We start from the raw sequence: 13,953 nt of genomic DNA, 5'->3' as shown, positions 1-13,953 counted from the left end.
GTGTTATTATGGCATCAATGCGAGAAATAAAATCAAGAATTAACGCAACCAAAAAGACATCACAGATTACCAAAGCGATGCATATGGTAAGTGCCAGTAAATTGAAAAAAGCTGAAAAGCTTATGAAAGATTATCAACCATTAATGTATCGACTCCAGGAAATGATTGATAATGTGTTAGAGACATCTGAAGATGTCTCGCATCCAATGCTTATTAAGCATGATATTGAAGTCACATGTTATGTCATTGTCTCAAGTGATCGTGGGTTAGCAGGTCCTTATAACTCAAGTGTGTTTAAAGCGTTTAAAGCGCACGTTAAAGAACACCATCAAAGCGATAATGAATTTATTGTTGCACCGATCGGCCATAAAGCGATGGGTTTTGCCAAAAGAGAAGGATACCAACTGTTAAATGATAAACCAATCAATGTAAGAGATGACATTCAGTTCATTGATTTTAGAGAAATTACAGATCTGTTTATGACTGCTTTTTTAAGCGGTAAAGTTGACAAAGTTGTTGTCTACTATAACCATTTTATTAATACCATAACACAACAAGTTGAATCATTTGATATATTACCTGTTACACAAAATGAAGATGATCAAGACGAGGATAAAGAAGAACCACAATCCACACTAAATGATATTTACGCATATGAACCTAATCCACAAGAAATTATCAATCATTTAGTACCGATGTATGTTGAAAACACACTATATGGCATTATTTTAGATGCCAAAGCAAGTGAACATGCATCACGGATGACTGCGATGAAGAGTGCAACTGATAATGCAGAAGAGTTAATTCAAGACCTTCAATTACATTATAACCGTGCTCGTCAGGCCGCAATTACAATTGAGCTAACTGATATCATTGGTGGCGCCAATGCTGTTAGCTAGAGGAGGAATTTGATGAACAAAGGTAAAGTCACACAGGTTATGGGACCTGTCATTGACGTTAAATTTGAAGAAGAGTTACCAGAAATTAACCATGCATTAACGATTCAAGTAGATGCAGAGGATAATCATAATGTTGCCATTGATTTGACACTTGAAGTATCACTTCACCTTGGTGATAATGTTGTTCGTACAATTGCCATGGATTCAACAGATGGGATTGTTCGAGGAATGGAAGTAGTGGATACCAAAGCGCCAATTAGTGTCCCTGTAGGGAAAGAAACATTAGGACGTATTTTCAATGTACTTGGAAATGAAATTGATGGAAAAGGGGAACTATCAAAAGATATTCAACGAGATCCAATTCATCGTCCTGCCCCTAAATTAGATGAATTAAGTAGTGACGTCGAAATTCTTGAAACGGGTATAAAAGTTGTTGATTTACTCGCGCCTTATATCAAAGGGGGTAAGATCGGACTCTTTGGTGGTGCTGGTGTAGGAAAAACGGTACTGATTCAGGAATTGATTAATAATATAGCACAGGAACATGGTGGTATTAGTGTATTTGCCGGTGTTGGCGAACGTACACGTGAAGGAAACGACTTATATCATGAAATGACAGATTCGGGTGTTATCAAAAAAACTTCAATGGTGTTTGGTCAAATGAATGAACCCCCTGGTGCAAGAATGCGTGTTGGATTAACGGGATTAACGATGGCTGAACATTTCCGTGACCGTGAAAAGCAAGATGTTCTTCTATTTATTGATAATATTTTCCGTTTTACCCAAGCTGGTTCAGAAGTATCAGCGTTACTTGGTCGGATGCCAAGTGCGGTTGGATATCAACCGACTTTAGCAACTGAAATGGGGAAATTACAAGAGCGTATTACCTCAACGAAAGAAGGATCAATTACATCAATTCAAGCGGTCTATGTGCCTGCGGACGACTATACAGATCCAGCCCCAGCAACAACCTTTACGCACTTAGATGCGACAACTAACTTGTCACGTAAAATTAGTGAGGAAGGTATTTATCCAGCGGTGGATCCTCTTGCGTCGACCTCACGTGCCCTAGCGCCTGAGATTGTTGGTCAAGAACATTACGATGTTGCACGAGAAGTTCAAAGAACAATTCAACGCTATAACGAGTTACTTGATATTATTGCTATCTTAGGTATGGATGAATTAAGTGAAGAAGATAAATTAGTTGTGCATCGTGCAAGACGTATACGATTATTCTTAAGTCAAAACTTCCACGTTGCAGAACAATTTACAGGTCAACCAGGAACATACGTTTCTGTTGAAGATACCATTAAAGGATTTAAAGCACTTTTAGAAGGTGAGTATGATCACTTACCTGAAGAAGCCTTTCGTTTAGTCGGAAGTATTGAAGATGCTGTCAAAAAAGCTGAATCTATGAAGTAGGTGAAAATATGAAAGTCAATGTCGTAACCCCAAGTGGTGAACTGTATAACGAAAATGTTGATTATGTTGTTGTCTCATCACAGATGAATGGTGAGTTTGCGATTTTAAAAGATCATATTCCCATCATTTCATCAATTGATAAAGGCTATGTCAAAATGGTACGCGACGACAAAGCATTATTCACCGTGATTATTAATGGTGTTGTTGAACACAACAATAATATTGTGAACGTTAGTGCACAAGAAGCGCATGTTGGTATGAGTAAAGAAAGTGCGATGGACCATTTAAATACCGTCCGTGAAGAACGCCTTGAAGAAAATAGAAAGCGTAATTTTGACTTTGCTAAGGCAGAGCGAGAACTCAAGAAAAACATTAAAAAAGCAAAAGCAGGAAAATAGTTTATAAGCAAGTAACGCATTGTTACTTGCTTTTTTTAAAGACAAGTAAGGTGATTATTAATTGATTTTATTTGACATACAAAGTAAAAAGAATTAGACTATGGGCAGAAGGAGGTGGGACCAGTGATTGGTCAAGATATTTTATTTTTCAATTCTTTAGACAGTACAAATGAGTATGTCAAAAACCACCTTGACAAGTTGGAACCGGGGACAATTGTTACAGCCAAGAGACAAATAGCTGGTAAGGGTAGACGTGGTAAAGAGTGGATTAGTAATGAAGGAAATCTATTTTTTAGCTTGTTATTAGAAAGAGATTATGACTGTAATTTTTCCTATGTCATGCGGGCTAGTACCGTCTTGGTTCAAGCACTAGCTGAGTTTGGTCTTGAGGCTAAGATTAAATATCCAAATGATATTATGGTAAGAGGAAGAAAAATTGCTGGTATTTTGATTGAAGCGAAAAAGGGATTTATGATTATTGGTATTGGGTTGAATGTAAGAGAAGAGCAGTTTGAAACCCTTGAAGCCAAAGCAACAAGTATTAAATTTGAAACAGGATATAATTTTGATCCACTAGATATTTTATATGCTTTTGTCAAAAACTGTAATGATATTATGCACAAAGAAGAAGAGCACTTATATCAACAGTATATTGCTCATTCGTATGTTATTGGTAAAGAAATAAAGTTTCAAGGTCACAAAGCAACGATTACAAAAATTACCCGTAAAGGGTTATTACAAATTTCATTTGATGATACATTCAGATTGGTATCAATGGATGACATTACATTAGAGGAGTTGTATTATGACAAGTAAAACAAAAGATTTAACGGAAATCGCGATTTTTCCCGCTTTAATGGCGGCAACGGCAGGGATTGTCATTCCATTAGGGAGTTTACCACCAATCACCTTACAAACGTTGTTTGTCATCTTAGCGGGATTATTATTGTCACCCAAAAAGGCATTTCTTAGTATGAGTGTGTATGTTTTATTAGGGACTATTGGACTCCCTATTTTTAGTGGTTTTACTGGTGGACTAGGCGTGGTTTTAAGTAAAAGTTTAGGATTTCTAATTGGGTTTATTATAGCCGCTTTTTTTATTGCTAAAATGAAAAACATAAATTTTATAAATAAAAATTATGTAAGTGTTTTCGTCATTTTACTTATTGCCAACGCAATTATATATATGAGTGGAGCCGCATATTTAACTTTTGTATCAAATGTAAGATATTGGCTTGTTATAAAGGCATTCTACTTGTATGTTCCTGGCGATATTTTGAAAATATGTGTCTCATTGTATGCATATGTGCGCATACGTTCAGACGTAACATATGAGCGAGAATCAATATGAAAATAAAATTGATGCTTTGAACTTCAAAAGGATTTGACAAGTCCTTTTTTTTTGGATAAAATAGGATATAATTTAGAAAGATTGGAGGATAATTATGGTATTTGAAGAGTTAAAGGACATTATTGCAAACGAATTAGGTGTTGATAAAGACGAAGTCACACTTGAAGCAAACTTGACAGAAGATTTAGGGGCAGATTCATTAGATGCGGTTGAATTAATCATGGCATTAGAAGATGAATTTGATTTAGAAATTAGTGATGAAAAAGCACAATCGTTAACAACTGTCCAATCGATTGTTGATTACATCGAAAATAACAAATAAAACGTAATTTTTTTATTCGAAAAAATATTTGAATTTCAAAGTATCTGAGGAGGATATTATGGACTTACGTCAGATAAAAAATATATTAAAGGAATTTGAGAACTCTAAGGTGCATAAATTAGAATTGAGTAATGACGAATTTTCTTTAAAATTAGAAAAAGAAGGTAAAACTAATAATAATATCACTTCCTCTCTAACGCCAGCGGCAAATACAGCAGTAGTTAGTGAACAAACAACTACTGCTGCGCCAAAGGCAGAGGAAGAAAACACGAATGTATTAGTGAAAGCACCATTGGTGGGGACATTCTATAATAGTCCATCGCCAGACAGTAGTCCGTTTGTTTCACTAAATCAAACAGTATCAGAAGGGGACACTTTATGTATTGTTGAAGCGATGAAAGTTATGAATGAAATCACGGCACCTGTGAGTGGTAAAGTAGTGAAGATCCATGCTACTGATGCAACTATGGTAGAGTATGGAGAAGTCCTTTTGGAGATTGAAGCATAATGTTTCAAAAGGTTTTAATTGCAAATCGAGGTGAAATCGCTGTACGAATTATTCGAGCGTGCAAACAGTTAGGGATAGCGACCGTTGCAATTTATAGTGATGTTGATAAAGAAAGTTTACATGTCCAAATCGCCGATGAGGCTGTTTGTGTTGGTGGTGCCAAAAGCAGTGAATCATACTTACATATGGAAAACATTGTCAGTGCTGCGATCGAAACCCATGCAGAAGCGATTCATCCAGGATTTGGATTTTTAAGTGAGAATGCAGATTTTGCGGAATTGTGTCATGAAGTAGGATTACGGTTCATTGGTCCACAAGCTGATGTCATTCGCAAAATGGGAAATAAATCAGAAGCGCGTAAAACAATGATAGAAGCAGGTGTTCCTGTAGTCCCTGGTAGTAAAGGCATTATAAAATCAGTTGAGCATCTTAAGGAATTAGCAGATGAGATTGGACTACCGGTATTGATTAAAGCCAGTAGTGGTGGTGGAGGACGTGGTATGCGTATCGCTTACACCAGAGATGAACTTGTCATAGGCTATGAAACTGCGAAATCAGAAGCAAAGAACGCTTTTGGGGATGACCAAGTATACCTTGAAAAGTTTGTTGAAAACCCAAAACATATTGAGTTTCAGATATTGGCTGATAAGTATGGCCATGTGATCCATTTGGCAGAGAGAGATTGTTCTGTTCAAAGACGCAATCAAAAAGTTGTGGAAGAGTCACCATCATTAATCAGTGATGATTTAAGACAGCAAATGGGAGAATCTGCTATAAAAGCAGCTAAGGCTGTAAAGTATGAAAATGCCGGTACAATTGAATTCCTTGTAAGTCAAGGCAAGTATTATTTCATTGAAATGAACACCCGTATTCAAGTTGAACACCCTGTAACTGAGATGGTTACAGGCGTTGATTTAATTAAAGAACAAATTCGTATTGCGAGTGGCGAAAAACTATTACTTAAGCAATCAGATATTACTGTCAATGGACATGCCATTGAATGTCGTATCAACGCAGAAGACCCCAATCATAACTTTAGACCATCCCCGGGAACTGTCGAGTTATTACATGTACCAAATGGATTTGGTGTACGATTTGATAGTTTCTTATATACGGGGTATACCGTGAGTCCATATTATGATTCATTGGTCGGGAAATTGATTGTTCACGATCATTCACGAGAGGCAGCGCTGATGAAAATGCGTAATGCGTTAGATGAACTGATTATTGAAGGATTTGCATATAATCGAAGCTTCTGTCGTCAAATAATTAGTCATAAACAGTTTAGGCGCGGAGACTTCGACACATCGTTTATCGCTAAATATAAAGATATGCTGATAGGTGATGACTATGAATAAACTCGTAAAAGCATTTGAAACGCGTAAAAAAGATACGCAAAAAAAGAAATATTTAACGTTAAAACAAAACTATAAAAATGCCGTAGATGTCCCTAAAGGATTATACGAAAAGTGTCCAAAATGTAAAGAAACAGTGAATATGAATCATATGAAAAAAACATTGTTTACATGTAAACACTGTAATGAACATTTTCGTATGCGAGCTGTCGATCGAATTCGTATAACGGTTGATGAAGGTACCTTTGTTGAAAAGGGACTAGGGTTTATTACCTTGAATCCGCTCTTTAATGAAGGGTATGATGAAAAAATAAAAACCTATCAAGATCAGACAAAACTTGATGAAGCCTATATCTATGGGTATGCCGAAATAGACGGAAACCCTTGTGTAATCGGTGTTATGGATAGTTATTTCCTTATGGGAAGTATGGGAAGTGTTGTGGGTGAAAAAGTTACAAAAAGCTTTGAATATGCTATTTATAAACAATTGCCAATGATTCTCTTTACAGCCAGTGGTGGTGCACGTATGCAGGAAGGAATTTTTAGCTTGATGCAGATGGCTAAAACCAGTGGCGCAGTAAAAAAACATAGCGATAATGGATTACTATATATCAGTGTCTTAACACATCCTACAACAGGTGGTGTTACAGCCAGTTTTGCGACATTAGGAGACATTATTCTAGCTGAACCTGGGGCACTAATAGGTTTTGCAGGACCGCGTGTTATCGAACAAACTATTAATCAAACTTTACCTGATGGCTTTCAAAAAAGTGAGTTTTTATTAGAAAAAGGGTTCATTGATAAGATTGTCGATCGCAAAGACATGACTCACACCTTAAGTCAATTATTACAGTATCATCGGAAGGTGATTGGATGACAATCTTAGACAAAGAGCGAAAGCTAAAAACATTAGAAGAACAATTAAATGATTTAGAAGACCAAGTACTTATAGAATCCATTCGTGAAAAAATAAGTCAGTACAAGCATACGGCAATGACGAATTTAAGTGCCTGGGATCGTGTCTTACTTGCACGTCATCAAAAACGTCCCACAGCAAAAGACTTTATCGAATATATGACAGAGTCTTTTATTGAACTGCATGGGGACAGAAACTTTCGTGATGATGGCAGTATTATTGGTGGGATCGGTAAAATAAATGGACATGTAGTCACTATCGTTGCTGAACAAAAAGGGACCACTGTTGAAGAAAATATCACAAGGAATTTCGCTATGCCACATCCAGAAGGATATCGTAAAGCGTTACGGTTAATGAAACAAGCCGAGAAATTCAACCGTCCTATTATTACGTTTATCGATACACCTGGTGCCTATCCTGGGATAGGCGCAGAGGAACGAGGACAAGGCGAAGCAATCGCAAAAAATTTGTATGAAATGAGCCATTTAACTGTCCCTATTATATCGGTTGTTATTGGTGAAGGTGGTAGTGGTGGTGCCCTTGCACTTGGTGTAAGTGACCATATTTATATGTTAGAAAACAGTATATATTCAATACTAAGTCCAGAAGGCTATGCATCAATCTTATGGAAAGATGCATCAAAAGCAAGTGAAGCCGCAGAAAGTATGAAGTTAACAAGTTATGATTTAGAAGAGTTAGGCATTATTGATCGTATTATTCAAGAACCAATTGGTGGTGCACATTATGACAAATTGCTAACTTATGAGCGAACCAAACAAGCAATTGAGCAAGGGTTGGATATGCTTTCTATTTATAAAGAAAGTGAATTGCTACAAAAACGATATCAAAAATATCGTGAAATTGGCTTTTTCCAACGCTTTAATTATGATAATTTAGGAGGCGTAAAACGATGAGATATACAAAAATAAATGGCACAGGACATGCGGTACCACCAAAGGTACTGACCAATGATGATCTTGCAAATATAGTAGAGACTAATGATGAATGGATTGCATCTCGTACCGGGATTAAACGCCGTCATATTAGTGTAACTGATACGACAACCGATTTAGCTGAAAAAGCGTCGTTGAAAGCGTTAGAAGCCTCTTCAGTAACGATTAAAGACATTGATATGGTTATTGTTGCGACAGTAACACCAGATCACGCATTTCCTGGTGTTAGTAATTTGCTCCAACAACGTTTAGGTCTAGATGAAGTCCCAACATTTGATATTAATGCTGCTTGTAGCGGATTTGTCTATGCGTTAAACTTAGCAGATAAATTAATTAAGAGTGATGCATATAACCATATATTAATCGTTGGCGCAGAAACATTAACGAGACTAACCGACTGGTCTGACCGAAACACATGTGTGTTATTTGGAGATGGAGCTGGGGCTATGGTTATTTCAGTGAGCGATGAACCAGGTATTCAAGATGTTATTATTGGCAGTCGAAGTGATACAGAAGGACATTTAATCTGTGACAGTCCGGCATTAAAAGATCCTGTCATCAACAATATCTCAACACAAGACCATATTCATATGAATGGTCGCGAAGTGTTCAAGTTTGCCACGCGCGTGATGCCAAGTACGATTAATACATTATTAGAACGTAATCAACTTAAAAAAGAAGACATTGATTATGTTGTTGCGCATCAAGCAAATAAACGGATCATAGAAAAAGCGAGTAAGGATGTCGGTATTCCAATGGATAAGATGTATGTTAATATTGAGGAATATGGAAACACATCAGCCGCAAGTGTTCCGATTGCAATTGATGAAGCTATTCGTAAAGGTAAATTAAATTCTGGAGACACCTTTGTCACAGTCGCTTTTGGCGGTGGCTTCACCTATGGTGGCGCTCTTATTAAACTTTAGGGGGGAATAATGAAATCTTTAACAGAAATTTTAGAATCAAAATACCCCATTATTCAAGGGGGAATGGCTAATATCGCTACTGCGGAATTATGTGCAGCTGTGAGTAATGCAGGCGGATTTGGGTTAATTGGTTGTGGTGGCTGGGATGTTGATAAAGTTAAGTCAGAAATCCATAGAGTCAAAGAACTAACGAATCAGCCATTCGGAGTTAACATTATGTTAATGAGTCCCCATGCTGAAGCAATTAGTGATTTGGTTATCGAAGAAGGTATTAAAGTTGTCACAACTGGGGCAGGCAATCCTGGCATTTATCTGAAAAAATGGCAAGATGCCGGCATTAAAGTGATTCCCGTTGTACCGTCAGTTGCTTTTGCAAAACGGTTAGCAAGAAAAGGTGTTGACGCGTTAATTGTAGAAGGCACAGAAGCAGGTGGTCATATTGGTGAGACCACAACATTTACCCTCGTACCACAGGTTGTTGATGCGGTTGATATACCTGTCATTGCGGCTGGAGGTATTGCTGATCATCGTGGATTTGATGCCGCCATAAGTTTAGGTGCAAGTGGTATTCAAATTGGAACTGTTTTATTGGCAAGTGAAGAGTGTCCGATTCATATTAATTATAAGCAACGTATTGTAAAAGCGAAAGATACTGATACTGTTGTCACTGGACGTAATACAGGTGCACCAGTTCGTGTCATCAAAAATAAAATGGCAAAACAGTATCTAAAGCTAACTCAAGATAAAAATGTGACGTTAGAAGAGTTAGAACAATTAACATTAGGAAGCTTACGTAAAGCTGTCTTTGATGGAGATATGAATGAAGGAAGCATCATGGCTGGACAAAGTGCAGGGATGGTTAAAAAGATCCTTCCGATTAAAGAGATCTTATCAAATATTTATGACCAAAGTGACTTCGTGAAACGAGGGGTACTATGAAACTAGGATTTATGTTTACAGGTCAAGGTAGTGAACGTGTTGGGATGGGGACTTCTTTATTACAATATGACAGTGTAAAAACATTATTTAATGAAGCAGAAGCAATATTAGAGTATAATCCAGAAAGTGCTCTCAATGATCCAAAAACATTTGAAGACACACAAAAAATTCAACCCTTAACCTTTTTACTTCAAGTCAGTTTAATCAAACTATTAGCTGAAAAAGGGATACATTCAGATGTTACCTTCGGTCTATCATTAGGCGAATATGCGGCGATGTATGATGCTTCTGTGTTTGACTTCAAAACAGGGTTAGCGTTATTGCAAAAACGGGGAGAGTTAATGCAAAAATCAGCTAATAATCATCCAGGCGCAATGTGTGCATTAATCGGATTAGAAGCCTCTAAGATAGAAACCCTTGTCAATTCACTAGAAGAGGTGGTTATTGCGAATTATAATACACCAAAACAACTTGTTATCAGTGGTGATTTAGCCGCTGTAAAACATGCGGCTGACCTAGCGAAAGAAGCAGGTGCTAAGCGTGCTGTTATGTTACCGACAACTGGTGCATTTCATTCATTTTTAATGAAAGATGCAGCTGAAGAACTAACAGAATATCTAAATCAACTAACACTCAAAGAACCAACAAAATCACTTTATGTGAATGTAACAGGTGATTTATTTGAAGGTAATATTAAAGATAACATGATTCGACAAATGACATCACCAGTAAAATTTTATCAAATAGTTGAAAAAAATGACAATCTTGATGTCTTAATTGAGATTGGACCAAAACGTGTACTTTGTAATATGGTAAAACGTATTAACCGTAAATTAACTACTTATGCGGTGTATGATGAGACATCACTACATGACGTATTGGAGGCGTTAGAAAATGAAATTTAAGGAAAAAGTTGTATTAATCACTGGGGCAAATTCAGGGATTGGTAAAGAGATAGCACTTTTATTTGGACAACAAGGAGCTACTGTTGTTGTTAATTATATAGTGAATGAAGGTGCGGCTAAAGATGTTCTTGATGAGATCCGAACGCTCGGTGGTGATGGTATGATTTATCATGCTGATGTGACAGATTTAGAATCATGTAAAGCGATGGTCACAACCGTTAAAAAGACATATGGTCAATTAGATGTACTCGTTAATAATAGTGGTATTACACGGGATAATCTTATTATTAGAATGCAAGAAGAAGAGTTTGATCAGGTTATTAATGTTAACTTGAAAGGCGCTTGGAATATGGCCAAAAGTGCAGCTCGTGTGATGATGAAACAACGCAGTGGGAATATTGTTAATATTTCAAGTGTTGTGGGGATTATCGGTAACGCTGGTCAAAGCAACTATGTTGCATCTAAAGCAGGTCTAATTGGATTGACAAAGTCATTAAGCAAAGAGTTAGGAATCAGAGGGGTACGGGTAAATGCTGTTGCCCCTGGATTCATTGAAACAAAAATGACAGATGAATTAAGTAAAGATGTTAGGGATAATTATATGAAACAAATACCTTTACAACAATTCGGTAAACCAGTTGATGTCGCCAATGCTGTCAGCTTCTTAGCAAGTGAAGAAGCCTGCTATATTACAGGCCAAGTGCTCAGTGTTAATGGTGGCATGATTTAATGAAACTTCCAAGTTTGACGATTAATAATAAGACTGTAAAATACCCTATCATTCAAGGGGGTATGGGGATTCGTATAAGTTTAAAAAAACTTGCTCGAGCTTGTATGGATAGTGGTATTATTGCGACCATTAGCTCAGCGCAAATTGGCCAGCTAAAAAAAGGGTTTAAGGATAACCCATTACAAATCAATAAAGAGGCTTTAAAAGAAGAAATTGATGCTATTAGAGCAACCAATCCAGATGGGATTCTTGGCGTTAACGTAATGCATGCAATAAATCATTATGATGCATACTGTAAATTTTTAAGTACACAAGATATTGACTTTATTATCAGTGGTGCAGGACTACCAACAGATTTACCAGAATACATTAAGAACTCTAAAGTCAAGGGTGCATTTATCATTTCATCAGCTCGAGCCGCTAAAATCATGTTAAAAAAATGGGACCGCAATTATCAGTTTATGCCTGCATTTATTGTCTGTGAAGGACCATTAGCAGGTGGACATTTAGGATTCTCAAAGGCTGATTTTGATGCCGGTAAAGTGCCATCATTACATACCATTGTTAAAGAGACAAAAGAGGTTGTAACACAGTTTGAACAGAAGTATGATGTAACCATTCCAGTCATTGCAGCAGGTGGTATTCATGATGGTATCGATATGGCAAAAGCTTTATCATCAGGATCTGATGGTGTACAAGTAGCTACCCGATTTATTGCTACTGAAGAATGTGATGTGAATCATGCCTATAAAACAGAAATTGTTAATGCTAAAGAAGATGATATTGTCCGTGTAGATAGTCCAGCAGGTCTACCAGGAAGAGCAATAAAAAATCACTTAACAAATTTTTTAAAACGGCAAAATATGAGAGTATCTTACTGTGTAGATTGTTTAAAATCGTGTGCTAAAAAAGATATCCCATTTTGTATAACCGAACAACTCGGTAAGTCAGCTGATGGAGATACAGATGGATTATTATTTACAGGTGCAAAAGCCTATTTAATCGATAAAATAGAAACAGTTGAAGAGGTTGTACAGTCACTCATTAGTGGCTGTAAGTTAGAACTACAGAAGCAAGGAGGAATGTAACAATGAAACGACGAGTTGTTGTGACAGGGTTAGGCGCACTCTCGCCAATAGGTAACTCAGTAAAAACGATGTGGGAAAATGCTAAAAGAGGAACCAATGGCATTGACTTTCTTAAGGGGATTGATGTCTCCCAAAATGACGTTAAGATTGGTGGAGAAATTAAAGACTTTGACTTTGAAGCCTATTTCGGAAAAAAAGAATTGAAGCGGATGGATAGATTTGTTCAATACGCTATGGTCGCAACCGATGAAGCAATGGCAGATGCCAATTTAGATTTAGAGAATGAGGATGTCAAACGTATTGGGGTATATTATGGTAGTGGTATCGGTGGTCTTGAAACCATTGCAGATCAAGAAGATCGTGCAAAAAAGAAGGGATTTAATCGTATCAGCCCATTCTTTATTCCGTCTGCAATCATCAATATTGCCGCTGGGAACATTGCTATTAAGTATGGCTTAAAAGGTATTGCGACATCGAGTGTCACAGCTTGTGCAAGCGCAACAAATAGTATTGGAGAAGCATTCCGCGCAATTCGCGATGGCTATTTAGATGTTGCTGTAACAGGGGGTAGTGAAGGGTCCTTAATTCCACTAGGTATTGGTGGTTTTAATGTTATGAAAGCTTTAAACAAAAGCAATGATCCACAGAATGCATCTATCCCATTTGATAAGAACAGAAGTGGGTTTGTTATGGGTGAAGGTGCGGGTACATTAGTTCTTGAAAGTTATGAACACGCAAAAGCCAGAGGGGCTAAGGTTTACGCTGAAATATCAGGTTACGGTGCAACCTGTGATGCCCATCATATTACATCACCTAGTCCCGACGGAGAAGGTGCTGCAGACTGTATGGCAATGGCGATAAAGGATGCGAGATTAACACCTGAAGATGTAGATTACATTAATGCACACGGAACATCAACTCCATTAAACGATAGTACTGAAACAAAAGCGATCAAATCTGTGTTTAAGAATCACAGTTATCAATTACATGTGTCATCAACTAAGAGTATGACAGGACATCTTCTTGGCGCAAGTGGAGCTATTGAAGCAATTTTCTCTGTGCTATCTACTCAAGAAGACATTATCTTACCAACAATTAATACCAAGGAACTAGACGAAGAATGTGATTTAGAGTATACTTTAGGTAAAGCTGTCAAAAAACCAGTACATGTTGCGATATCCAATAGTCTTGGATTTGGGGGACATAACGCGACAATCTTAGTTAAAAAAATAAAGGAATGA

General features: G+C 37.1%; 16 protein-coding genes. All 16 read left to right on the top strand.

Annotated features, from left to right (window positions below):
• Window positions 1-8 precede the first annotated feature (8 nt).
• Complete coding sequence (gene atpG / locus UMR38_04375) at window positions 9-899, top strand: ATP synthase F1 subunit gamma (GenBank protein MEC9485090.1); 891 nt, start codon at window positions 9-11, stop codon at window positions 897-899.
• A gap of 12 nt (window positions 900-911) precedes the next feature.
• Window positions 912-2,321: a F0F1 ATP synthase subunit beta gene (atpD, locus tag UMR38_04370; GenBank protein MEC9485089.1), complete on the top strand. Its 1,410-nt coding sequence runs from the start codon at window positions 912-914 to the stop codon at window positions 2,319-2,321.
• Window positions 2,322-2,329: 8 nt separating this feature from the next.
• Window positions 2,330-2,719, top strand: coding sequence for an ATP synthase F1 subunit epsilon (gene atpC, locus UMR38_04365; protein ID MEC9485088.1), 390 nt, complete (start codon window positions 2,330-2,332; stop codon window positions 2,717-2,719).
• A 123-nt stretch (window positions 2,720-2,842) separates the two neighbouring features.
• Window positions 2,843-3,535, top strand: a complete 693-nt coding sequence (locus UMR38_04360) for a biotin--[acetyl-CoA-carboxylase] ligase (GenBank protein MEC9485087.1) — start codon at window positions 2,843-2,845, stop codon at window positions 3,533-3,535.
• The gene (locus tag UMR38_04355; GenBank protein MEC9485086.1) at window positions 3,525-4,070 is read left to right on the top strand and encodes a biotin transporter BioY; all 546 of its coding nucleotides are present in this window, start codon (window positions 3,525-3,527) and stop codon (window positions 4,068-4,070) included. Before UMR38_04360 ends, UMR38_04355 begins: the two co-directional genes overlap by 11 nt.
• Window positions 4,071-4,164: 94 nt before the next feature.
• Window positions 4,165-4,392, top strand: coding sequence for an acyl carrier protein (gene acpP / locus UMR38_04350; protein ID MEC9485085.1), 228 nt, complete (start codon window positions 4,165-4,167; stop codon window positions 4,390-4,392).
• 58 nt (window positions 4,393-4,450) lie between these two features.
• The gene (accB, locus tag UMR38_04345) at window positions 4,451-4,900 is read left to right on the top strand and encodes an acetyl-CoA carboxylase biotin carboxyl carrier protein (GenBank protein ID MEC9485084.1); all 450 of its coding nucleotides are present in this window, start codon (window positions 4,451-4,453) and stop codon (window positions 4,898-4,900) included.
• Window positions 4,900-6,258 (top strand): acetyl-CoA carboxylase biotin carboxylase subunit, encoded by a 1,359-nt coding sequence (gene accC, locus UMR38_04340; GenBank protein MEC9485083.1) that lies wholly within the window; start codon window positions 4,900-4,902, stop codon window positions 6,256-6,258. The genes accB and accC overlap by 1 nt, the downstream gene beginning before the upstream one ends.
• A complete protein-coding gene (gene accD / locus UMR38_04335; GenBank protein MEC9485082.1) occupies window positions 6,251-7,132 on the top strand; it encodes an acetyl-CoA carboxylase, carboxyltransferase subunit beta in 882 nt (293 codons plus the stop codon). Before accC ends, accD begins: the two co-directional genes overlap by 8 nt.
• Window positions 7,129-8,085, top strand: coding sequence for an acetyl-CoA carboxylase carboxyltransferase subunit alpha (locus UMR38_04330; GenBank protein ID MEC9485081.1), 957 nt, complete (start codon window positions 7,129-7,131; stop codon window positions 8,083-8,085). Before accD ends, UMR38_04330 begins: the two co-directional genes overlap by 4 nt.
• Complete coding sequence (locus UMR38_04325) at window positions 8,082-9,050, top strand: beta-ketoacyl-ACP synthase III (protein MEC9485080.1); 969 nt, start codon at window positions 8,082-8,084, stop codon at window positions 9,048-9,050. The genes UMR38_04330 and UMR38_04325 overlap by 4 nt, the downstream gene beginning before the upstream one ends.
• A gap of 9 nt (window positions 9,051-9,059) precedes the next feature.
• Entirely contained in the window at window positions 9,060-9,989 is a 930-nt protein-coding gene (locus tag UMR38_04320) for a DUF561 domain-containing protein (protein ID MEC9485079.1), read from the top strand.
• On the top strand, window positions 9,986-10,894 hold the full coding sequence (locus UMR38_04315; protein ID MEC9485078.1) for an ACP S-malonyltransferase: 909 nt from the start codon (window positions 9,986-9,988) through the stop codon (window positions 10,892-10,894). Before UMR38_04320 ends, UMR38_04315 begins: the two co-directional genes overlap by 4 nt.
• Complete coding sequence (fabG, locus tag UMR38_04310; GenBank protein MEC9485077.1) at window positions 10,884-11,624, top strand: 3-oxoacyl-[acyl-carrier-protein] reductase; 741 nt, start codon at window positions 10,884-10,886, stop codon at window positions 11,622-11,624. Before UMR38_04315 ends, fabG begins: the two co-directional genes overlap by 11 nt.
• A complete protein-coding gene (locus UMR38_04305) occupies window positions 11,624-12,712 on the top strand; it encodes a nitronate monooxygenase family protein (protein ID MEC9485076.1) in 1,089 nt (362 codons plus the stop codon). The genes fabG and UMR38_04305 overlap by 1 nt, the downstream gene beginning before the upstream one ends.
• A 2-nt stretch (window positions 12,713-12,714) precedes the next feature.
• Entirely contained in the window at window positions 12,715-13,953 is a 1,239-nt protein-coding gene (gene fabF, locus UMR38_04300; protein ID MEC9485075.1) for a beta-ketoacyl-ACP synthase II, read from the top strand.

Origin of the sequence: Candidatus Izemoplasma sp. (assembly GCA_036172455.1) — a bacterium.
In the GTDB taxonomy this organism is placed as follows: domain Bacteria; phylum Bacillota_I; class Bacilli_A; order Izemoplasmatales; family Izemoplasmataceae; genus JAIPGF01.
Note: the sequence above shows the minus strand (reverse complement) of the source record. Positions and strands in the feature narration are given on the sequence as shown.